The sequence below is a fragment of the Rhodanobacter sp. BL-MT-08 genome, from assembly GCF_054161255.1.
This window is the reverse complement of the sequence record NZ_CP167872.1, coordinates 623,990-647,134: the sequence shown is the minus strand read 5'-3', so window position 1 is coordinate 647,134 and position 23,145 is coordinate 623,990. Positions and strand designations below refer to the sequence as shown.

Sequence of the window (23,145 nt, the reverse complement as noted above, 5' to 3'; positions counted from 1 at the left end):
TGTCATGGTCGGGTTCGTGCTCTGGCTATTGCTGCTGGTCGTTTGCTGGCCGCTGGCGCTGCTCGCGCTGGTGCTTTATCCCATCGTCTGGCTGATCGCCCTGCCGTTCCGGCTGGTCGGCATCACGGTCGGCGCCGTATTCGCACTGCTCACCGCCATTCTTTTTCTGCCGGCGCGCGTGCTGCGCGGCCATGCGGCCTGAGTAGCTCGCGTAATTCCGGCGTCCGCGGCTGGCTCGACCGTCCTGTTCCGGTTGCACTGACGGTATGAACAAACCACATTCGCCTGCCTGCGAACGCAATCGCGATCCGATTCTCGCCGTGTTGCGCGAGCACTTTGCCGGTGCCCGACGGGTGCTGGAAATCGGCAGCGGTACCGGCCAGCATGCAGCGTATTTCGCCAGCCATTTGCCACAGCTGATCTGGCAGGCCTCGGACCGCGAGGAAAATCTTCCCGGCATTCGCGCCTGGCTGCACGAGGCCGATTTGTCGAATACTCCGACCGCGCTGCCGCTGGACGTGAGCGGTCCATGGCCCGACGATCGCTTCGACGCCGTGTTCAGTGCCAACACGCTGCACATCATGGCGTGGTCCGAGGTCCAGCAGCTGTTCGCCCGGTTGCCACACGTGACAGAGATTGGCGCCACGCTGATCATCTACGGTCCGTTCAACGAGGGCGGCCGCTACAGCAGCGAAAGCAACGCCGCGTTCGATCGATCGCTGCGGGCGCGTGGCTCGCATATGGGTATACGCGAAACTGAAGCAGTGGACGCGCTGGCGACACACGCCGGCTTCATCCTGGTCGAGGACGTTGCGATGCCGGCCAACAATCGCTGCCGGGTATGGCGTCGCCACGATGTTTGATGCGCACTGGGTAAAGCTCCGCGATTCGCGTAAAAAGACGCCATGAAGTCGATCGATACCATGCCTTGCCCCTGCGGCATGCCAAGCGAATACAAATCCTGCTGCGGCCGTTGGCACGAAGGCCAGCCGACGGCGTCCGCCGAGCAGCTGATGCGGGCCCGCTACAGCGCCTACGTGCTGAAGCGCGAGGATTTTCTGCTGGCCAGCTGGCACGCCACCTCGCGACCCGCATCACTCAATCTATCGGCGCAGCGGCCCCCACCCACCTGGCTGGGACTGGACGTTCGTCAGCATCACGACGCGGATGAAAGCCACGCCAGCGTAGAGTTCGTCGCACGCTATCGGCTTGGCGGCGGGCGCGCGCAGCGCCAGCACGAGACGAGCCGTTTCGTACGGGAAGACGGCCGGTGGTATTACCTCGATGGGCACTTGAAGCGCTGATTCGTTGGGAGCATCAGAAACCCTGCACGCCGATCGCATGCAGCCGCGCCGCGTGGGCGCGCACCTCGGGATGTTCGAAGAATGCCGCCAGATGCGCGGACTTTGCACGACCCGCACCCGCCGTTTGCCAGTCCTCCGCGCTGCGCGCGCCCAGCGCAGGCCAGTCCGGCAACGCCATACCGGCCGCCGGCGGCATGCCCATCGCTCGCAGCCAGTCGGCGAAAGGCCGTTTGCGCGCGTCGGCAAAGGTTTGCGCCAGCGCCGTAGCGCGCGCCTGACCCAGACCCGGCACCTTGGCCAGCTGCGTCGGCGTCAGGCTAAGCCAGTCCAGCAGATCGTGGATCAGCCCCGCGTCGATCAATGCCTGCCAGGTATCCGCGCCGATACCATCCAGATGCAGGCCTTGCTTGCCGCCGAGCCAGACCAGCCGCGCGCGAAACTGTGCTTCGCATTCCGGCGCTATCGCCCAGCAACTCAGCGGATCGTGCGCATCCGGGTCCGGCACAGTCACCGGCGCGCGCACCTGCGTACGCCAGACCACCGACTGCAGCCGGGGAATGGTGAGGCCGGCCAGCGCAATCTCGACCTGATCGCCGGGACGGATATCGAGCGCTTTCCAGCGTGCCACCGAACCGACGCTGACGCGCTGCACGCGATGATCGTCCAGCTGCACCGGCTCCAGTTCCAGCACGGGCGTGATGCGGCCGCTGCGACCCACGGTGAAGGTTACCGCCCGCACTTCGGCCAGCGCCTGCGCCGCCGGATATTTCCACGCCACGGCCCACGCCGGCGGCGTGGCCTGCCAGCTCGATGCGGCTGGCCGGTGACCCTCACGCACCACCGTGCCATCGGCCGCGAACGGCACGCCGTGGCGATACCATTGCTCGCGCCAGCGCTGCACATCGTCGATGGAATGCACCGCCTGCGTGTATTTCACCCCATCGCTCAAGCCCATGGCCTGCATGCCTGCCAGTCGCGACGGCATGTCGGCAGGGCCCGTCGGCCAGTCCCAGACAAACAGTCCGATGCGTGCGGCGGTCGCCGCGTCGAGCGTGTCGCGCGCCATCGCGCCTGCGACGGCCGAGCGTGCGTTGATGCCGCCATCCTCGGCCTGCACATGATTAGGAATGCGCCAGTAGATTTCACCCTGCAGCACCACGCGCGCCGGCGCATGCGGCAGATGCTTGGGAATCGCATCGATGGCCTGGGCTTTATCCGTCCAATCCGAACCGTGCACGCCGTCACCCCGGCTGATGGCTTCGCTCAATTGGCCGTCTATATACAAAAGCGTCACGGCCACGCCGTCGGCCTTCGGCTGCACCCAGAGATCCTTGTTTCCGCGCGCACGCATCCACGCGGCGACCGCCGCCGCATCGGGCAGTTTGGCCAGGCCGGTCTGCGCGACCGGCGCACGCACGTTGCCGCTCGCATCCGCCAGATGCGCAGGAACCGCCAGCGCCTGTTCCGGAAAGCAGCGTCGCCAGTGCAGAAAACGTTGCAGGGCCTGATCGTAAACCGCATCGTCGACGGGCGACTGATCGCCCGCACGATACGCACGATTCCAGCCGTCCAGCCGATCGTGCAAGGCGAGCATTTCTGCGCTTGCCTGCGCACGCGACCAGGCCGGGCAATCTTGTGCTCGCACGTCGGGACTGCAGCGTACGGTGAGAAAAACCATCAGCAGCAGCCATGCTTTGCGCATCGATATCACCCGTCCGTGGTGGAAACCGAAGCCTAGGCCGAAGGAGGTCCGGCACCAAGGCGAACGCGCCGACGGCTTGCGTAGGCAGGCGGCGCGATGGCGGGTGCGCCCCGGCTCAAAACGCCAGCGTCACGGCGGCCCTTCGATAGACAACCGTGTTTCACCATCGAAGCGCCCATTCGGTCCGAAGCGGCGTTCGATGATCACACCACGACCATCGTTGCCGATCGCCACGACCGTACTGGCGCGTGTGCCGTACGACTCGCCGCGGATAAACGCCGCCGACAGCCACCGCTCGCGTTCCAGCCCAATGCCGGTATCCGGCAGGTCCGCGTCCGCGGCGATTTCCTCATCGGCCAGCGCGGTGAACAGCGCCGTGAAATCCTCGGCATCAGTCGCGCCGCGATTCCCGTCGATCCACTCCCGCATGCGTGCACACAGCCGGCGGGTTTTCGGCCACGGCGTATCCAGCTCGGCGTTGGACAGGCCATGTATGCCATCGCTCAACGCATGAATGACTGGCAGCGGACGATTTCCGATATGAAACGCCCGATCTGCATCGAATATCAGCAGATTGAAAGGCCGATACCCCGCTGCAGCCGACTGCAGGCGCACGGCATGCTTGGCGGCGTCATCAGAATGCGCAAGGTAATCGGTTACCAGCAAACCACGCGACAAGCCGGTTTGCGCATCGCGGGGATTGCGCACATTCGTAACCACGCTGCATCGACCTTGGGCTGTTACCCCGAGCCAGGTGCCACCCGCTTCCAGATCGCGGCCAGCGATGATATCGGCGTCGGGCCATTGCGCCAGCGCCGCGCTGGGCCGTGCATAAAACTCGTCGCGATTGCCGGCCAGCACAAGCCGCCAGCGCGGATGCGCGTTCCAGGCCAGCGCAATTACGCACACGGCCGCGGCGCTCCAGCAAATACACGCTGCCGCATTATTTGATCGCTCCAAAAAACCAGTAGCACACGCCGATCGACGCCAGCACGCCGGCCAGATCGGCCAGCAGCGCACAGCCGATGGTATGCCGCACGCGCTTGATACCGACCGCGCCGAAGTACACGGCGACCACGTAGAACGTCGTCTCCGTGCTGCCCTGGATCACCGCCGCGAGCAGCGCCTGAAAGCTATCCACACCGGAGTGATGCATCGTCTCGATCAGCATCGCGCGCGCCGCGCTGCCGGAGAAAGGTTTTACCAGGGCCGTCGGCAGCGCGTCGACGAAACGATCGTCCAGGCCCGCATGCAGCACCAGCCAGCGAATGCCGTTCAGCACAAAGTCCAGCGCGCCCGACGCACGAAGCACGCCGACGGCGCACAGCATTGCAATCATGTAAGGCAGGATGTCCTTCGCCACGTCGAAGCCCTGCTTGGCACCGTTGATGAAGCTTTCGAACAGCGGCACGCGCTTCCACGCACCCGCGCACAAAAAGGCGATGATCACGCCGAACAGCATCAGGTTGCCCAGCAGCGACGAGAACGATGCCAGCGCCACCGCCGTGAGCGAGGTCAGCAGCGCGATGAAACCAGCGAGCAGCAGGGCGCCGCCGCCCAGCCAGGCGATCACCACCGGATCCCACAGCCTCAGGCGCTGCATATAGGCCACCGACAGCAGGCCGGTGAGGTTGGCCGCAAAGTGCGCCAGCAGGATCGGCAGAAACACCAGGGTCGGGTCGTGCGCACCGGCCTGCGCGCGATAGACGAACACCGTGACCGGCAGCAGCGTCAGCGACGACGCATTCAGCACCAGGAAAAGAATCTGCGCGTTGCTGGCCGTATCCGCCGACGGATTGATCGTCTGCAGCTCGCGCATCGCGCGCAGGCCGATCGGCGTGGCTGCGTTGTCCAGGCCCAGCGCGTTGGCAGCGAAGTTCATGGTGATCAGTCCGATCGCCGGATGACCACGCGGCACGCCCGGCATCAGGCGCGAAAACAGCGGACCCAGCATGCGCGCCGTGCGTTCGACCAGCCCGGCGTCCTCGGCGATATTGAGAAAGCCCAGCCACAGCGCCAGCGTGCCGAACAGCAGCAGCATCACCTTGACCGACAGATCGGCCATGTCGAACAGCGAGCCGACCACCGCGGCGAAGACGGTCTCATCGCCACCGATCAGCCAGCGCGACAGCGCCGCCACGGCGGCCACCAGAAAAAATCCAAACCAGAGTCTATTGAGCACGCAACGCGCCGTCGGCTGTCATCACGCAGGAGCTTAGCGGCCGCGCGGGCACTTGGACAGCGGACGCCGAGCGAAGCCCCTGGGCGAGTGATCGCGCATGCCGCTAAAGGTCACTGCATCCAAAAGCCTCGCCTTCGATCAGCCCGCGTATTCGACTTCCGCCAGCCCCATCTCGCTGAACATCTGCGCCATGGACCCGGCGGCCTCGCGCCCGTCATACACGGCGCGCACGACCAGATCAGCGCCGCGCATGGTGTCGCCGCCGGCAAACACCTTCGGGTGGCTGGTCTGGAACGGCAGCCTGCCCTCGTGGCCGGCGAGGATGCGGCCGCTGCGATCGCGCTCGATGCCGTAGGCGTCGCACCACGCCGGCGGGCTGGCGCGAAAGCCGAAGGCCTGGATCACCACGTCGGCGGGCAGCTCCTTCTCGCTGCCTTCCACGTTGCGCAGTTGCACGCCGCCCTTGCCGTCGTCGACGAGTTCGGTGGTGACGACCTGCACCGCACGCACCTTGTTGCCTTCACCGATCAATGCGGTCGGTTGGCGATTGAACAGAAACTGCACGCCCTCGTCGCGGCTGGAGCCGACTTCGCGACGCGAGCCGGGCATGCTCATTTCGTCGCGGCGGTAGACGCAGGTCACCGAGGCGGCGCCCAGACGTATGGACGTCCGATTGCAGTCCATGCCGGTGTCGCCGCCGCCGAGCACCACCACATGCTTGCCGTTGAGGTCGAGCGCAGCCGGCACCGGCAACTCGTCGATCAGCCGATCGACGTTGGCGATTAGAAACGACAGCGCGTAATGCACGCCGTCGAGCTCGGCGCCGGGCAGCTGGCCATCGACAAAGGTATAGGCGCCGGTGCCGATGAACACGGCATCGTAGTCGGCAAGCAGTTGCTCGAACGCGATATCGCGACCGATCTCCACACCAAGATGAAACTGCACGCCCATGCCTTCGAGCACGTCGCGGCGCGTGCGCACCACGCTCTTGTCGAGCTTGAACGGCGGAATGCCGAAGGTCAGCAGGCCGCCGATTTCGCGCTGGCGATCGAACACGTCGGCGGCGATACCCGCGCGACGCAGCCGATCGGCGCAGGCCAGACCCGCGGGCCCCGCGCCGACCACGGCCACGCGACGACCGCTTTCGACCACGTGCGACAGATCCGGCCGCCAGCCCTGGCGAAATGCCTCGTCGGTGATCGAGCGCTCGATGCTGCCGATGGTCACCGCGCCGAAGTCGCCCTGCTCCAGCGTGCAGGCGCCTTCGCACAGGCGATCCTGCGGGCAGACGCGGCCGCAGATCTCCGGCAGCGGATTGGTCTCGTGCATCAGCGTGGCGGCTTCGAACAGGCGGCCCTCTTCGACAAGCTTCAGCCAGTTCGGAATGTAGTTGTGCACCGGGCAGGCGTTTTCACAATACGGGTTGCCGCAGTCGATGCAGCGCCCCGCCTGCGCGCTGGCTTCGGTCGAGGCGAAGTCGCCGCTGATCTCGCCGTAGCCGAGCACGCGAATGGCCACCGGCACGTAGCGCGGCGGCTGTCGCGGTAAATCCATGAAGCGAAATAACTTGTGGCTCACGCGGCTCTCCGCAGTTCATCGGCCAGTGCAGCCAGGCTCGCGGCTTTCGGCTTGACCAGCCAGAAGCGCTGCAGCAGGCCGCGGAAATCGCCCAGCAAATGTCGAGCCCAGGCGCTGCCGGTATGTTCGGCATGCTGCGCGATCAGTCCGCGCAGATGCTGCATATAGTTCTCCATACCTTCGGGCGAAATGCGCACGATGTCGACCAGCTCGTGGTTGTAGCAGTCGACAAAGGTGCGCTGCAGATCGAGCACGTAGGCGAAGCCGCCGGTCATGCCCGCGCCGAAATTCAGGCCGCACGCGCCGAGCACGGCGACCACGCCGCCGGTCATGTATTCGCAGCAGTGGTCGCCGGCGCCTTCGATCACCGCCAGCGCGCCGGAGTTGCGCACGCCGAAGCGCTCGCCGGCGCGACCAGCAGCAAACAGTTCGCCGCCGGTCGCACCGTACAGGCAGGTATTGCCGAGAATCGACGCGTCCTGGCTGGCAAACGGCGATTCCGGCGGCGGCCGCACGATGATGCGTCCGCCGGTCATCCCCTTGCCCACGCCGTCGTTGGCTTCGCCGGTGAGATCGATATGCACGCCGCCCGCGTTCCACGCGCCCAGGCTCTGGCCCGCCGCGCCCTCCAGCTTCAGCGTAATCGGCGTGGCGTCCATGCCGTGGTCGCCGTACAGACGCGCGATATCGCCCGACAGCCGCGCGCCGATCGCGCGATCGGTATTGGCGATGGCGTAACTGAAGTTTGCGCTGTGCCCGCTGGTGATCGCCTCGTCGGCGTCAGCGCTGATGCGCGAGGCGAGCGCGGCAGGATCGCGCATCGGGTTGCGCGGCATTACGCAGGCGCTGTCGACGTCTACGCCGAGTCCATCACTGGAAATCAGCCGCGACAGATCGAGCTTGCGCTGCACCGGCGTGCTGCCCTCGGCCTGCGTCAGCAGATCGCTGCGGCCGACCAGTTCGCCGAGCGTGCGCACGCCCAGCGCGGCCATGTGCAGGCGCACGTCTTCGGCGACGAAGCGGAAGTAGTTCATCACCATCTGCGGCAGGCCGATGAAGTGATCCTTGCGCAGCCGCTCGTTCTGCGTGGCCACGCCGGTGGCGCAGTTGTTCAGATGGCAGATGCGCAGGTATTTGCAGCCCAGCGCGACCATCGGGCCGGTGCCGAAGCCGTAGCTGTCCGCGCCCAGCATCGCGGCCTTGATCACGTCCAGGCCGGTCTTGAGGCCGCCGTCGGTCTGCAGGCGCACGCGGCCGCGCAGGCCGTTGCGGCGCAGCGTCTGCTGCACCTCGGCCATGCCCAGTTCCCACGGCGTGCCGGCGTACTTGATCGAGGTGAGCGGGCTGGCGCCGGTGCCGCCGTCGTGGCCGGAAATGGTGATGAGATCCGCGCCGGCTTTCACCACGCCCGCAGCAACCGTACCGACGCCAGCGTGCGAGACCAGCTTCACCGAAATCAGCGCAGTCGGATTCACTTCCTTGAGATCATGGATCAGTTCGGCCAGATCCTCGATCGAATAGATGTCGTGATGCGGCGGCGGCGAAATCAAACCGATGCCGGGCTTGGCGAAGCGCAGCCGCGCGATGGTGGCATCCACCTTGTGGCCGGGCAGCTGGCCACCCTCGCCGGGCTTGGCGCCCTGCGCGATCTTGATCTGCAGCACTTCGGCGTTGATCAGATACGTCGGCGTGACGCCGAAGCGGCCCGAAGCCACCTGCTTGATCTTCGACATGCGCTCGGTGCCGTAGCGCGCGGGATCTTCGCCGCCCTCACCGGAATTGCTGCGGCCGCCGAGACGATTCATCGCGGTGGCCAGCGCCTCGTGCGCTTCCGGCGACAGCGCGCCGAGCGACATGCCGGCGGAATCGAAGCGCTTGAGGATCGCCTCGACCGGCTCGACCTCGTCCAGCGGAATCGGCTCGCCCATGCCGTGCGGCAACAGCAAGTCGCGCAGCGCCGACGGCGGCCGCGAATCGACCTGCTGCGCGTAGCGGCGATAGTCGGCCATCTCGCCTGTACGCACCGCGTGCTGCAAGGTGTCGATCACGTCGGGGTTGTACATGTGGTACTCGCCGCCGTAGACGAATTTGTACAGTCCGCCGGCGTGAAGCGGCTTGGCCTCGTTGAACGCCTCGGCCGCGAGCAGGCGCTGATCGTTCTGCAGCTCCGCAAAACCCGCGCCGCCCACGCGCGACGGCGTGCCGGGGAAGCATAGCGATACGACTTCCGGCGCCAGTCCGATGATCTCGAACAGCTGTGAGCCGCGATAGCCGGCGACGGTGGAGATGCCCATCTTCGAGAGGATTTTCAGCAGGCCTTTGCGGATGCCGCGCCGATAGCTGCGGCCGATTTCGCGCTGGTTGTTGTCGCCATGATGGATATGCCCATCGCGGCCGAGTTCGAACAGACTCTGATACGCCAGCCATGGATAAATCGCCGTGGCACCGAAGCCGATCAGGCAGGCGAACTGATGCGCGTCGCGCGCGGTAGCGGTCTCGACCAGCAGGTTGCACTGGCAGCGCAGGCCGCTTTCGGTCAGATGCGCGTGGATGGCGCCGACGGCGAGCAGCGCGTGCGCCGGCAGGGTTTTTTTATTCGGGTAGCGATCGGTGATGAAGACAATGCCCGCGCCGCCGCGCACGCCGGCTTCGGCCTCGCGGCAAAAGCGCCGCAGCGCCGCTTCGAGTCCTTCGCTGGGTGAGTAGCAAAGATCGATCTGCACCGTGCCGTTGACGTACTGCGGCAGCGCCAGAATCTGACGCAGCTTGCGCTGCGAGCAGATCGGCGAATTGAGCAGGATCTGCTTGGCGTTTTGCGCCGACAGCTCAAAGATATTTCCCTCGGCGCCGATCTGCGTCATCAGCGACATCACCAGCAGCTCGCGCAGCGGATCGATCGGCGGATTAGTGACCTGCGCAAAGCCTTCGCGAAAACGATCGAACAGCGGCCGCACCTGGCGCGACATCGCTGCCATCGGCGTGTCGTCACCCATCGACCCGGTCGGTTCGGCTTCGGTTTCGGCGAGCACCTTGAGCACCGTTTCGCGCTCTTCGCGGGTGAGCCCGTAAAGCTTCTGCCAGCGATGCAGCTCTTGGGTCGGCAGCGGCTCGGCTGCCAGGCTGGGATCGATCAGGTCGGATTCGAGGTAGGTGATGCCTTCGCGCAGCCACTGCTGGAACGGCGCGCGCTTGCGGTTGATCGCGTCGATGTCGGCATCGAACAACAGCTTGCCGGCGCGAAAATCCACCGCCAGCATCTGGCCTGGCCCGAGCCGGCCCTTGCCGATGACTTTCGATGCAGGCATGTCCCACAGGCCCGCTTCGGACGCGACGATCAGATGGTTGTCATCCGACAGCGCCCAGCGCGCCGGGCGCAGGCCGTTGCGGTCCAGCGCGCAGGCGGCGTAATGGCTGCCGCACATCACGAGCCCCGCGGGACCATCCCACGGCTCCATATGCAGCGCGTAATACTCGTAGAACGCGGCTAGATCCTCGTCCATGTCCTCGCGTGCGGCATAGGCCGGCGGCACCAGTACGCGCATCGCGGTAAGCATGTCGAGGCCACCGGCCAGCAGCACTTCGAGCGCGTTGTCCAGGCTCTCCGAATCGGAGCCGACCTGTCGCACCAGCGGGCCGATGTCGCTGAGATCCACCAGCGGCGAATGCAGGATCGCTTCGCGCGCCTGCATCCAGCGGCGGTTGCCGCGAATGGTATTGATCTCGCCGTTGTGCGCCAGTAAACGGAACGGCTGCGCCAGCCGCCACTGCGGCGAGGTGTTGGTGGAAAAGCGCTGATGAAAGACCACCGCATCGCTGACCAGCGCCGGATGGCGAAGATCGGCAAACACCTCGCGCAGCTGGCCCGGCGCGGCCATCGCCTTGTAGCCAATGACGTGCGAGGAGAGCGTCACCACATAGAACGACGGATCGTCCTTCAGCGCGGCTTCGGCACGGCGGCGGGCGCGAAACAGCGCGCGCTCGAACTTCTCATCGTCCATGCCCTCGGCAACGTCGACAAATACCTGGCGCATCTGCGGGCAGCTGGAAAAAGCCATCGGACCGCAGGCGTCCGCATTCACCTTGATCTCGCGCCATCCGGCAACGCTGAGTCCCTCTTCGACCAGAAATGTTTCCAGCACCGCGGCGCCATCGCTGCGTGCGGGATCGAGAAACACCAGGCCGGCGGCGAAACGTTCGGCCAAAGTGATACCAGCCTCTTCGGCCAGCACGCGCAGCCACGGCGCGGGCGTATGAATCAGCACCCCGCAGCCGTCGCCGCTGATGCCGTCGGCGTTGACGCCGCCGCGATGCGACAGCTTGGCCAGCGCCTCGAATGCGGTATCGACCACCCACGCGCTGGCGCGGCCGTCGACTTGCGCGACCAGACCAAAGCCGCAGCTATCGTGTTCGAAAGCCGGGTCGTACAACGTGGTGGACACTTGCTGCGCCATCGGGCCTCCGCGGCAGATGGAATGACTGAGCGCACGAAGCCGGCGAAGTGATTAGCGCCTTGACGACGAGCAGGGTGATCCCGACTAAAACACACTTGCTGCGAAGCGTCAAAGCATTTGGACGGCCATACGGCGACCATGCGGCACGCTGCCGAAGCAATGGACCGGCGCGCCGCAGCACCTGTCGCAGCCTGTATCTGGCTACGTTTGTTTTAACAACAACGCCAGCCCTTGGCTGGCGCGGTCTGCGCGGGCATACCAGTTCGGCGACGCCGGTTCGTCAGACGGCTCGCTACGCATCCCCGGCTCGGTGATAATTGCCGGATGCCGCCAACCGCCCGCGTTACCCGACCGCCCGCATCCCGACCCATCATCCGTGGACTGCTGGTCGCTGTCGCGCTGGGCTGTGCGCTGGCCGCCTCGTCGGCACAGGCGCGGCAGGATGGCAAAAGCGGCAGCGAGCAGGCGGATGCGAAGCAGAAGCTGGCCGCTATCCAGGCCAGGATGAATGCGCTGGCCAAACAGCAGGCCGACACCGCAGCGAGGCGCGACAGCGCCAACGCCGAACTGGCCAAGCAGGCCGCCGCGCTGGCGACCGCCGCGCGCGCGGTGCACCAGACGGATACCGAGCTGGCCGCCAAACAAAAGCAGCTGGATGAGCTGCAACAGCAGCAGGCCACGCTGAAGCAGAGTCTGGACAGCCAGCACGCGGCCATCGGCGAGCTGCTGCGCGCCACCTATGCCCTGGGCCAGGGTTCGGACCTGCGCCTGCTGCTGGGCGATGAAGACGTGGCGCAGATTTCCCGCGCGCTGATGTATTCGAAGTATTTCCAGCAGGATCGCGTGCAGCGAGTGCAGCAGCTGATGGCCGACCTGGCCAAGCTGCAGGAGCTGCAGACCGCCATCACCGCCGAGCAGCAGTCGCTGGAAGCCACGCGCGATCAGCGCCAGCAGCAGGCCAAAACCCTGGCGCAACAGCGCCTCGCCCAGCAGAAGCTGGCCGCCGAGACTGACGCGCAATACAAGGATCAGGCGCAGAAGCTGGCCGTGCTGAAGCAGAACGCGCAGGCCTTGAACGACCTGGTCGCCAAACTGCAGAAAGCCATCGACGATGCCGCGCGCGAAGCGCAGGCGCAGGCCGCCGCTGCGCGGGAGGCGGCGCGCCGCAGCCACCCTGGCAAGAACGCGCCGCCGCCGCCGATGGATGTGGGCAAGGCCAGCGCCAACATCCGCGGCAATTTGCCATGGCCCGCCGCCGGCGTCGTCAATACCTTCGGCAACGGCGTGCTGATCAAGGCGGCCGGCGGCAGCGAGATCCACGCGGTCGCGCGGGGCAAAGTCATTTACGCCGGCTTTCTGCGCGGCTACGGCATGCTGCTGATCGTCAACCACGGCAACGGCTGGCTCAGCATGTACGGCAATAACGAAACCCTGCTGCACGGCGTCGGCGATCAGGTCGAGGCAGGCGCCGCCATCGGCACCGCCAGCCCGACCACCGGCGTCAACACCGGCGTGTATTTCGAACTGCGCCGCGACAACCAGCCGGTCGACCCGCGCAGCTGGCTGAGCCAGCGCCGTTGACGCCGCCGGCATGCCGACGCAGGCTAGCGTCGCGCGGAGGATGAATTACGCCGGCATTTGGTTGTCACACGCCTGGCGGTACCGTCCGCCAACCTCGTTCGCCCCGCTACGGCGCGGCGTCCCATCGCTCCATCGTCAATGGTTACAGGAAGTCATTTCATGCGTCGTTCGCTTCGCCGCCAGATCGCTCTGCTGACCTCACTACCCCTGCTGCTAGCGCTGCCGTTCGCGCAGTCGCAGACGGCACCCGCCGCCGCGAGCAGCGCGGCGCCTGCCGATATTCCGGCATCCGCCGGCACCGCGGCAGCACCGGCCAGCGCCAGCTCCGCCGGCGCCGATCAGGTGGATCTTGAAGACATCCGCAACTTCAGCCGCGTCTACGAAGTGGTGAAGCAGGCGTACGTGGAAAAGGTCGACAACAAGACGCTGATGAAAGCGGCGATCACCGGCATGCTCAGCGGGCTGGATCCGCACAGCGAATACCTCGACAAGGACGGCCTGGCGCAGCTCAACGAGGACACCACCGGCCAGTACAGCGGCCTAGGTATCGAGGTGCTGCAGGACGGCGACGTGCTGCGCATCGTGTCGCCGATCGACGACACGCCCGCCTCGCGCGCCGGCATCCAGGCCGGCGACACCATCGTCAAGATCGACGGTACCGTGATCAACTCGGAAAACATCGACGACATGTACGCCAAGCTGCGCGGCAAACCCGGCAGCAAGATCGACCTGACCATCGTGCACGCCAAAAGCGACAAGCTGATCGACTTGCACCTGGTGCGCGAAACCATCGCGGTCAGCAGCGTCAAGGTGCGCGAGCTGGAGCCCGGCTATGCGTACATCCGCATCAGCCAGTTCCAGGACGATACCGGCGAAGATCTCGACAAGAAGCTGGGCGAACTGATCAGGAAGAGCGGCCCGCAGAAAGGCGCGGTACTCGACCTGCGCAACAACCCTGGCGGCCTGCTCACCGCCGCCGTCGCGGTCAGCGACGATTTCCTCGACAGTGGTGTGATCGTCAGCACGCGCGGCCGGCTGCAGGATTCCAACATGAGCTTCAGCGCGCATCCGGGCGACCTGCTCAACGGTGCGCCGATGATCGTGCTCACCAACAACGGCACCGCATCGGCCGCCGAAATCGTCTCTGGCGCGCTGAAGGACAACCATCGCGCGCTGCTGATGGGCCAGCGCACTTTCGGTAAGGGCGTGGTGCAGACCGTACTGCCGCTGGACGCCGACCACGCGGTAAAGATCACCACAGCGCGCTATTACACGCCCAACGGCACCTCGATCCAGGCCGAAGGCATCAAGCCGGATATCGCGCTGGCCGATCTCACGGTGAAGAAAGCCGACAGCCCCGCTTCGTTGATCAACTCCGAGTCCGATCTACCCAACCACCTGGCCAACGAGAACAAGAACGCCAGCGGTGACATCAACAACGACGGCAGCGCCGACGACGCCAAACTCGCCACCGGCGACTACGCGCTGTCGCAGGCGCTGAACGTGTTGAAAGGCATGGCCCTGGGGCGTGCGGCTGGCGTGCATCGCTGATGGGGCAAAGAGCCCTGCGACAAAACGCGGGACTGGCCAGCAGCGAAGGCATGCGATGACGCATCAACGTATCAGCGCATGTTGACCCAGTGCACATGGATGCCGCTTTCGCCGTCCTCGGTACGCAGGCCGGGCCGACTTTCGATCAGGCTTCCCCAGACGATCTGTACGCCGTCGCCCACCAGACGATCGATCCGTACCAGCTCACCCTGCTCGATCGGAAAATTCGTCTCTATCACCATCACCTGCTGGTGCTCCCACACCAGCACGCCTGGCCGACTGGAATCCACGGCGCCGACGCCGGCGTCGCCGCTCCAGCCAATCTGAACACCGATGTCCTGTGGCTGAAAGCTGCCACGGTTGTCCAGCTGCCAGCTCTCCGTCTTTTTCAGCAGAGCCTCAAGCCGGGGATCGCTCCAATCGACGCGGCTGGTCGATTTTTTTGTCGGCGGTTTGGGATCGGTCATGGGTAGAAATGTTCCTGATGCGAGGACCGTGAACTCGTCCGCCTTTCGGCTCGGGTGCCGATCCACCCATAACCCGTGGATCGGCAGACAGCGCGTGACAAGCCGCGATCATGGTATCGCGCGCCATACACGAGTGGCTGCGACGTGGGACGCAACCCGGCACGGCCGTCGTCCGCTTCACGACGGGCAGTTCAAACCGCGCCCTGCGCATTGACTATAGGCCACTCAACGCGTGGCTGGCGTGATCTCGGCGGTTGACCAGCCGCCGCCCAGCGCCTTGATCAGCTGCACGCTGGCGCGCAGCTGGTTTGTGTTGAGGCTGAGCAGGCTGCGCTGGGCGTCCAGCGCGGTGGTCTGGGCCTGCACCACGTCGAGATAGCCGACCGCGCCCTGCTTGTAGCGCTCCAGCGACAGGTCGACCGAATGCTGGGCCGCGTCGGCAGCGTCTTTCTGGTCGGTACGGGCGACGCCGATGTGATCGATCTGGGCGAGGTTGTCCTCGACCTGCGCGAACGCATTGAGCGCCACACCGCGATAGCGCGCGCCGGCCTCGTCGGTGGCCGCCTTGGCGGCGCGCACGCCGGCCTTGCGCTTGCCGCCGTCGAAAATTGTCTCGAACAGCGACGGCCCGATCGCCCAGAAGTGATTGGGCGCGGTCAGCAGGCTGGGATATTGCGCGCTCTGGAAGCCGCCCTGTGCGCTCAGCGTCAGCGACGGAAAATAGGCCACACGCGCGATGCCGATGCGCGCGTTCGCTTCGGCCACACGGCGTTCGGCGGCGGCGATATCCGGCCGGCGCTGCAGCAGGGTGCTTGGCAGACCGGTCGGCACCGGCGGCAGCTTGATGATGTCGGTCCGGGCGGCGAGCTTGAAGGTGCTGGCCGATTCGCCGACCAGCACCGCAATGGCGTCCTGGATCAGCGCGCGCTGCGCCTGCGCCTGCGACCACAGCGACTTGGCCGAGGACAGCTGCGACTGCGCGCGCGCCACGTCCAGCCCGGACACAATGCCGCCGGTGTGCAGGGTCTGGGTCAGGGTGAGCGCTTTCTGAAAGGCATCGATGCTTTGCTGGAACAGCGCAATCTGCTGATCGAGCCCACGCAGCTGGATGTAGTTGTCGGCGAGCTGCGCCTGCAGGCTCAGCTGCGCCGAAGCCAGATCGGCGGCCGACGCCTGCGTCTCGGCCCTGCTGGCCTCGACCGTGTTGCGGATGCGGCCCCAGAGGTCAATCTCGTAATCGACCTCGGCACCGACGGTAAAGGCGTTGTAGTCGGCAGGCGAGGCGTTCGGTCCGCTTAGTGGCCCGCGCAGTGGCTTGGTGTCCGACTGCCGATCGCGCTGTCCATTGGCGTTGGTACTCACCGTGGGAAACAGTGCCGAGCGGGATTGCAGATCGAACGCCTGGGCCTGACGGTAGTGCGCCAGCGCGGCGGCGATGTCGGCGTTGCTGGCCAGCAGGCGCTGCTGCAGCTGATCAAGCTGCGGGTCGTGATAGAGCTGCCACCAGCGATCGCGCGGCAGCTGGTCGGACGGCTGCGCGGCCTGCCACAGGCTGCCGTCGGCCGGCGCGTTCTGGTACGACGGCGCCACGGGCACAGCCGGGACCTTGTACGGCGGTGCCAGCGAGCAGCCGGCCAGCGCAACCATGAACGCCAACGGCAGGCTGCGCGAAAACAGGGCCGGGCGCGCCGCGCGGAATCGGCCCGGCATCTCAGGCTTTGGCATCGGGCTTGTCCTTGGCCTGCGGCTGGGCAATCTTCACCTGGTCGCCGTCGACCAGCCCATCGGGCGGACTGTCGATCACGCGATCGTTGGCGCTGATACCCGAACCGATTTCCACCGTCTTGCCGTAATCGTGCTGGATCGTCACCGTCTTGAAGGTGACTTTGTTGTCGCTGCCGACCGTCGCCAGATGCAGGCCGCTGGCGTTGAAGATCAGCGCGCTGGCCGGCACGCGCAAGCCGGCCGCATGGGCGTCGAGCTTGAACTGCACGTTGGTGAAGCTGCCCGGCATCAGCTTGCCGTCGGCGTTGTCGACCGACAGCTGGATCAGCGTGCTGCCCGAGCTGGCGTTGACCGCCTGCGCCGACGCCTCGACCTTGGCGGTAAACGTGCGGCCGGGGTATTCCGGTACGGTCAGCTGCGCGGTGGCACCGGCCGGGATGGACGGCACGAATGCCTGCGGTACCTGCACGTAGACGCGCAGCTTGCTGACATCGGAGACCACGAACAGCGGCTGACCGCCGCCGCTGCTGCCCTCGTTGATCAGCGCACCGACGTCGGTGTTGCGCGCGGTGACCACACCGTCGAACGGCGCCACGATACGCGAGTAGCCCTTGGTCGCCTCGATGCGGTCGACGTTGGCCTTGGCCGCGTTGGCCAGCGCGCGCTTGGCGGTGTAGTCGCCGGTTTTTTCGTCGACCTCCTGCTTGGCCACCGAATCGGAAGCCAGCATCGCCTGCCAGCGCTTGGCGGTCGTCGCTGCCAGCGCCTCGTTCGCCTGCGCGCTGGCCAGGTCGGCCTTGGCCTGCAGCAGCTGCTGGTCCAGATCGGGCGTTTCGATCTCGGCCAGCAGCTGGCCGGCCTTGACCTTGCCGCCGATGTCGACCTTCCAGGATTTGAGATAGCCGCCGGTGCGCGCGTACATCGGCGCCTGCGTATACGCCTCGATGCGTCCGGGCAGCTGCAGCGATGCGCCGGCGCCCTTCTGCTCGGGCATGGCGACGTTGACCGTCGGCACGTTCTGCTCGTCGGTCCAGGTCTTCAGACGCCTGGCATCGAACACGCGCGTGGCGAGGCCGAGAATCACCACGACGACGATCACGACAAGCGCGATCACGCCGGCCAGCCGAACTCCTCGACGCGAAGGCGGCCGGGGCGCGGGAAAGGTTGAGTTTGACTCGGACCGGCTTGTATCAGACATGGGCAGGCTCTCCGGAAGCGGGCGCCGGATCGGGTTTGTGGGGATCGGGTTTATGCACATAGCGCGCGTGGATCATGCTGAACACCACGGGCACGAAAAGCAGGGTCGCGGTTGTCGCGAAAATCAGGCCGCCGATCACCGCGCGACCGAGCGGCGCGTTCTGTTCGCCGCCCTCGCCGAGGCCAAGCGCCATCGGCGCCATGCCGATGATCATCGCCAGCGCGGTCATCAGCACCGGGCGGAAACGGACAAAGCCGCCTTCCAGCGCCGCATCCAGCGCGTTGCCGTGATCGTGCAGGCGCTCGCGGCAGAAGCTCACCACCAGGATCGAGTTGGCCGTGGCCACGCCCATGCACATGATGGCACCGGTCAGCGCGGGCACCGACAGCGCGGTATGCGTGACGAACAGCATCCAGATGATGCCGGCCAGCGCCGCAGGCAGGGCGGTAATGATCACGAACGGATCGGCCCACGACTGGAAGTTCACCACGATCAGCAGGTAGATCAGCACCAGCGCACCGAGCAGGCCGAACAACAGGCCGGAAAACGCGCTGTTCATCGTCTTGACCTGACCGAGCAGCTCGACGTGCGAACCCTTCGGCAGCTCCTTGGCGTGCGCGGCGATCACCCTCTGGATGTCCGCCGAGACACCGCCGAGGTCGCGATCCTGCGTGGTGGCGAAAATCTGCACCACCGGCTGGATGTTGTACTGATCGACCACCGCATCGGTCGCCTGCCGGCTGACCGTGGCGATGCCCCCGAGCACCTGCGAGTTGCCATTGCTGCCGGTGATCGACAGGTTGCGCAGCGCAGCGAGCGAATCGAGCGAGTATTGCGGCGTCTGCAGCACGATCGGATAGGAGATGTCGTTCTGCGGGTTGAGCCAAAAGGTCGGCGCCACCTGGCTGGAGCCGGCCAGGTTCACCACCAGGCTGTTGGTGACGTCGCGCGCGGTGATGCCAAGCAGCTGCGCCTGCGTGCGATCCATGTCGATCTTGAAGCCGGGATTCGCCTGCGACTCCTGGATGCGCGCGTCGGCGATACCGGGAATGCGCTTGATCTCGCGCAGCAGCGTGTCGGCATACTTGAAGTTGGCCGGCAGTTTCGGGCCGCGGATCTGCAGCGCGATCGGCGCGGGCGAACCGAAGTTCAGAATCTGGCTGACGATGTCGGCCGGCGGAAACGAGAACGTCACGCCCGGAAACTCGTGCGGCAGTTTTTCGCGCATCTGGCGCACATAGTCGGCGGTCGGGTGGTGTCCCTCGTTCAGTGCGATCTGGATATCGCCATCCTGCTCGCCGATGGTGCCGGTGTTGTTGTAGGTGTTGTTGATGCCGGAGTTGGACAGGCCGATGTTATCTACCACGGTGCCGAGCTCTGCGGCTGGAATGATGCGCTTGACGCTCTGCTGGATCCGCGCGAACAGCTCCGCGCTCTGCTCCAGGCGCGTACCGACCGGTGCGCGCACGTGCATCAGGATCTGGCCGGCGTCGACGTCGGGGAAAAAGTTGCGGCCCAGCGTGGGCACCAGCGCAAACGACAGCACCACGAAGGCCATGAAGCCGATCACGAAGATGCGCCGGTGCTCCATCGCCAGCGCCAGCAGTCCGTGATAGCTGGCCCGCACTTTTTCAAAGCGGGCCTCGAACGCGCGCTGGAAGCGCACCAACGGGTTTCGCGTCGGCGGCGCCTCGACGTGGTTGCCGTGCGCGTCGACGTGCGGATGCAAAAGATATTTCGCCATCGTCGGCACCAGCGTGCGCGACAGGATGAACGAGGCGATCATCGCGAAGATCACCGACTCCGCCATCGGCACGAACAGGAACCGCGCCACGCCTTCGAGGAAGAACATCGGCACGAACACGATGCAGATGCACAGCAGCGACACGAACGCTGGCGTGACGATCTGCTGCGCGCCGTCGAGGATCGACTGCTCGACCTGCTTGCCCTGCTCCAGATGCCAGTTGATGTTCTCGATGGTCACCGTGGCGTCGTCGACGAGGATACCGACCGCCAGCGCCAGCCCACCGAGGGTCATGATGTTCAGCGTTTCGCCGATCGCCGACAGCGCCGCGATGGAGGAAAGAATTGCCAGCGGAATCGACACCGCGATGATCACCGTCGAGCGCCAGCTGCCGAGGAACAGCAGGATCATCAGGCTGGTCAGCGCCGCCGCGATGATGCCTTCGCGCGCCACGCCGGAGATCGCTGCGCGCACGAAGATCGACTGATCGCCGATGGGCGCGATCTTCAGATTGTCCGGCAACGTGGCCTTCGCATCTTCCAGCCGCTGGCGGATGCCGGCGACGATGGCCAGGGTCGAGGCCGAGCCGTTCTTCAGCACGCTCATCAGCACCGAGCGGCCGCCGTCGACGTGAACGATATTGGTCTGCGGCGGCGCGCCGTCGAGCACGTGTGCCACATCGCGGATGTAGATGGTCGTACCGTTGACCGTCTTCACCGGCAGATTGGCCAGGCCCTCCAGCTCGCCGGGTGAGTTGTTGAGCTGCAGCGTGTACTCAAAATCACCGATCTTCTGCGTGCCCACCGGCGTGATCAGGTTCTGCGCGGCCAGCGCGTTGGCGACGTCGTTGGCCGACAAGCCACGCGCCTGAAGCGCGGATGGGTCGACGTCGATCTGTACCTGACGCGTCCTGCCACCGTACGGATACGGCACCGCTGCGCCGGCTACGGAAACCAGCTGCGGACGCAGAATATTGAGCGCGAGGTCGCCCAGGTTCTGTTCGCTGAGCCCCTTGCCCGACAGCGCGAGCTGGATGATGGGTACGGTCGAGGCGCTGTAGTTCAGGATGAGCGGCGGGGTGGTACCGGGCGGCAGCTGCTTGAGCAGGGTCTGCGATACGGCAGTGACCTGCGCGTTCGCGGTGGCGATGTTGACGGTCGGTTGAAAGAATATCTTGACGATGCCGAAGCCGGCGATGGATTTCGATTCGATGTGCTCGACATCGTTGACCGTGGTGGTCAGCACGCGCTCGTACGGCGAGGTGATTCGGCCTTCCATCTGGTCGGGCGGCAGGCCGGTGTACTGCCACACCACGGCGATCACCGGGATGTTGATGTCCGGAAAAATATCGGTTGGGGTGCGCATCGCCGACAGCGGCCCGATGATCAGGATCAACAGCGCCAGTACGACGAAGGTGTAGGGTCGCGACAGCGCGATCCGGACAAGGGCCTGCATGGAGTATCCCGCGGGGATGTTGCGTAGCAGCGAAGTTTGCCATGCGGCGGCGCTTCCACGCCGATTCCGGGCATGAAGATATTTTCATACGGTGACCGCCTGCAACAGTCAACGGCGGCGCATCCGGCAAGCGGCACGTGGGGAAATCGCTCACGCGGCCCGCGTTTCGATGCAGTGCAGGCTCAGCCTGGCACCCCGCTCGCTGTTCGCGATCTCCAGCGTATAGCCGTGCAGTCGCGCGATCGCGTTGACGATGCTCAAACCCAGCCCGGAGCCGGGCGTGCTGCGGCTGCTCTCGGCGCGGTAGAAGCGGCGAATCACCGCATCGCGCTGATCCGGCGGAATACCCGGACCGCTGTCGCTGACGTCGACCCAAGGGCCGTCGTGCGCCGGGCGCGCGCGGATTTCCACCAGACCACCCGCCGGCGTGAACTTGATCGCGTTGCCGACCAGATTGCTCAGCGCCTCCAGAAGCAGATGCCGATCGGCATGAATGCGGGGAAGCGCGGGAAGCTCCAGCGCCAGCTGCTGGCCCCGATCCTCCGCAAGCGGCAGGTAAAGTGCATGCACTTCGCGCAGGATTTCGGCCAGATCGACTTCGTCGAAGCCGACGCGACGGCGCTGGTTTTCGAGTTCAGAGATGCGCAGCAACGCACGGAACCGATCGAGCAGCGCGTCGGTATCGATCATGCACGCGTCGATCGCGGCAGCCTCGTCACTGCCCTCGCCAAACCGCTGCTGCAGGCGGTAAAGCCGCGAGCGCAGCCGGGTCAGCGGCGTGCGCAGGTCGTGCGCGATGTTGTCGCACACCCCCTTGACCTCGCCGAGCAGACGCTCGATTTCGTCGAGCATCGCATTGACGATGCCGGCCAGCATGTCCAGTTCGTCGCCACGGCGACCGACCGGCAGGCGCTGCGAGAGGTTGCCCTGCATGATCGGCAGCGTCGCCTCGCGGATCGCATGCACGCGACGCCACGGCCCCCGGCTGAGCAGCCACCCGCCGAAAAACCCGGGAATCACGGTGAGCGACAGGCCCCACAGCAGCGCCTGCAGCACGATGCTGCCGATGCGATCGACGATGCTGGTATCGCGCGTGATCATCAGCACGCGCCCGTCGCGCAGACTGACGGCCGCCGCACGCACACGGCCGTGATCGTTGCCGCTGACGTCGTTGCGTGAAACGCCTTCGGAAAGGATTTCCACTTTGCCATTGATCGGCAGACGGGCAGGCAGTGCCGTGATCGTGCCAGCGAGATGATTGCCGCGCGCATCGAACTCGCCCCACGCATTGAGCCGTCGCGTCTCCAGCATGTCGTAGTCTTTCAGGGCGCGCAGGCGCGTGGGCTCGTCGAGCATCGAGAAATACGCGGCCTGGCGGCCGATCAGGTCATCCGATACGCGGCCCAGATAGCTGGCCGCCTGCCAGTAGATCAGACCGATGACCACGCCGCCCCACAGCGCGAAAAAGACGCCGTAGATCATGATCAGGCGCCCGGTAGTGGAGCGCCATCGTTCAGTCATTCTGCGCAAGGCAGTACCCCGAGCCGCGCACGGTGTGGATCAGCGGCGCCAGCCCTGCGGCATCGATTTTCCGGCGCAGGCGGCCGATGTGCACGTCGATCAGATTGGTACCGGGGTCGAAATGAAATCCCCAGACGGTCTCGAAGATCATCGTGCGGGTCAGCACCTGCCCGGCGTTGCGCATCAGGAATTCGAGCAGCTTGAATTCGGTCGGCAGCAGCGACAGTTCCTTGCCAGCGCGACGCGCCACGTGGCGCACAAGATCCAGCTCGAGATCGGCGACCGTCAGCACGGTCTGCGGCGGCTGCGGCCGGTGCCGGCGCAGCAGTACCTCGACGCGCGCCAGCATTTCATCGGGGGCGAACGGCTTGGTCAGATAATCGTCGCCGCCGGCGCGCAGGCCGCGCACGCGCTCGTCCACATCGCACAGCGCGCTGATCATCAGCACCGGCGTGGCTACGCCCTGCGCGCGCAGTCGGGTCACCACGCTCAAGCCATCCATGCCGGGCAGCATCATGTCCAGCGTGATGGCGTCGTAGCAGGGGTCGGCCGCGCGCAGCAGCCCCTCGCTGCCGTCGGCGATGCGATCGACGTCGATGCCGTGACCGGTCAGCTCCGCGGCAATCTCGCGGGCGGTGACGTCGTCGTCTTCGATCACCAGAATGCGCGGCATCGATGTGGATCTA

General features: G+C 65.7%; 16 protein-coding genes. 5 read left to right on the top strand and 11 right to left on the bottom strand.

The window, feature by feature from the left end:
- Positions 1-4 precede the first annotated feature (4 nt).
- From ACDK93_RS02590 to ACDK93_RS02580, 3 genes are all read left to right on the top strand, one after another.
- Positions 5-202, top strand: a complete 198-nt coding sequence (locus ACDK93_RS02590; RefSeq protein ID WP_458071028.1) for a hypothetical protein — start codon at positions 5-7, stop codon at positions 200-202.
- A 64-nt stretch (positions 203-266) separates the two neighbouring features.
- Positions 267-863, top strand: coding sequence for a DUF938 domain-containing protein (locus ACDK93_RS02585; RefSeq protein ID WP_458071026.1), 597 nt, complete (start codon positions 267-269; stop codon positions 861-863).
- A 42-nt stretch (positions 864-905) separates the two neighbouring features.
- The gene (locus ACDK93_RS02580; RefSeq protein ID WP_458071025.1) at positions 906-1,304 is read left to right on the top strand and encodes a YchJ family protein; all 399 of its coding nucleotides are present in this window, start codon (positions 906-908) and stop codon (positions 1,302-1,304) included.
- Between the two features lie 13 nt (positions 1,305-1,317).
- Here ACDK93_RS02580 and ligB read toward each other — a convergent pair whose 3' ends face one another.
- The 5 genes from ligB to gltB all read right to left on the bottom strand — a co-directional run bounded on the left by ligB (position 1,318) and on the right by gltB (position 11,217).
- Positions 1,318-3,006, bottom strand: coding sequence for an NAD-dependent DNA ligase LigB (ligB, locus tag ACDK93_RS02575; protein ID WP_458071024.1), 1,689 nt, complete (start codon positions 3,004-3,006; stop codon positions 1,318-1,320).
- Between the two features lie 129 nt (positions 3,007-3,135).
- On the bottom strand, positions 3,136-3,915 hold the full coding sequence (locus ACDK93_RS02570; RefSeq protein ID WP_458071023.1) for an NRDE family protein: 780 nt from the start codon (positions 3,913-3,915) through the stop codon (positions 3,136-3,138).
- Positions 3,916-3,949: 34 nt separating this feature from the next.
- Complete coding sequence (locus ACDK93_RS02565) at positions 3,950-5,188, bottom strand: nucleoside recognition domain-containing protein (protein ID WP_458071022.1); 1,239 nt, start codon at positions 5,186-5,188, stop codon at positions 3,950-3,952.
- Positions 5,189-5,326: 138 nt separating this feature from the next.
- The gene (locus ACDK93_RS02560; RefSeq protein ID WP_458071021.1) at positions 5,327-6,766 is read right to left on the bottom strand and encodes a glutamate synthase subunit beta; all 1,440 of its coding nucleotides are present in this window, start codon (positions 6,764-6,766) and stop codon (positions 5,327-5,329) included.
- Positions 6,763-11,217, bottom strand: coding sequence for a glutamate synthase large subunit (gene gltB / locus ACDK93_RS02555; protein WP_458071020.1), 4,455 nt, complete (start codon positions 11,215-11,217; stop codon positions 6,763-6,765). Before gltB ends, ACDK93_RS02560 begins: the two co-directional genes overlap by 4 nt.
- 324 nt (positions 11,218-11,541) lie before the next feature.
- On the opposite strand from gltB, the gene ACDK93_RS02550 reads away from it, so the two are divergent.
- Positions 11,542-12,798, top strand: a complete 1,257-nt coding sequence (locus ACDK93_RS02550) for a murein hydrolase activator EnvC family protein (protein WP_458071019.1) — start codon at positions 11,542-11,544, stop codon at positions 12,796-12,798.
- A gap of 159 nt (positions 12,799-12,957) precedes the next feature.
- Positions 12,958-14,349 carry a S41 family peptidase gene (locus tag ACDK93_RS02545; protein WP_458071018.1) on the top strand — a complete coding sequence of 464 codons (1,392 nt, stop codon included), beginning with the start codon at positions 12,958-12,960 and terminating at the stop codon, positions 14,347-14,349.
- A 71-nt stretch (positions 14,350-14,420) separates the two neighbouring features.
- Here ACDK93_RS02545 and ACDK93_RS02540 read toward each other — a convergent pair whose 3' ends face one another.
- From ACDK93_RS02540 to ACDK93_RS02515, 6 genes are all read right to left on the bottom strand, one after another.
- The gene (locus ACDK93_RS02540; protein ID WP_458071017.1) at positions 14,421-14,816 is read right to left on the bottom strand and encodes a hypothetical protein; all 396 of its coding nucleotides are present in this window, start codon (positions 14,814-14,816) and stop codon (positions 14,421-14,423) included.
- 225 nt (positions 14,817-15,041) lie between these two features.
- On the bottom strand, positions 15,042-16,541 hold the full coding sequence (locus ACDK93_RS02535) for an efflux transporter outer membrane subunit (protein ID WP_458071016.1): 1,500 nt from the start codon (positions 16,539-16,541) through the stop codon (positions 15,042-15,044).
- Positions 16,528-17,655: an efflux RND transporter periplasmic adaptor subunit gene (locus ACDK93_RS02530; RefSeq protein ID WP_458071014.1), complete on the bottom strand. Its 1,128-nt coding sequence runs from the start codon at positions 17,653-17,655 to the stop codon at positions 16,528-16,530. Before ACDK93_RS02530 ends, ACDK93_RS02535 begins: the two co-directional genes overlap by 14 nt.
- Positions 17,656-17,731: 76 nt before the next feature.
- On the bottom strand, positions 17,732-20,938 hold the full coding sequence (locus ACDK93_RS02525) for an efflux RND transporter permease subunit (protein ID WP_458071013.1): 3,207 nt from the start codon (positions 20,936-20,938) through the stop codon (positions 17,732-17,734).
- Between the two features lie 150 nt (positions 20,939-21,088).
- Positions 21,089-22,459: an ATP-binding protein gene (locus ACDK93_RS02520; RefSeq protein WP_458071012.1), complete on the bottom strand. Its 1,371-nt coding sequence runs from the start codon at positions 22,457-22,459 to the stop codon at positions 21,089-21,091.
- A complete protein-coding gene (locus ACDK93_RS02515; protein WP_458071011.1) occupies positions 22,452-23,132 on the bottom strand; it encodes a response regulator transcription factor in 681 nt (226 codons plus the stop codon). Before ACDK93_RS02515 ends, ACDK93_RS02520 begins: the two co-directional genes overlap by 8 nt.
- Positions 23,133-23,145 lie beyond the last annotated feature (13 nt).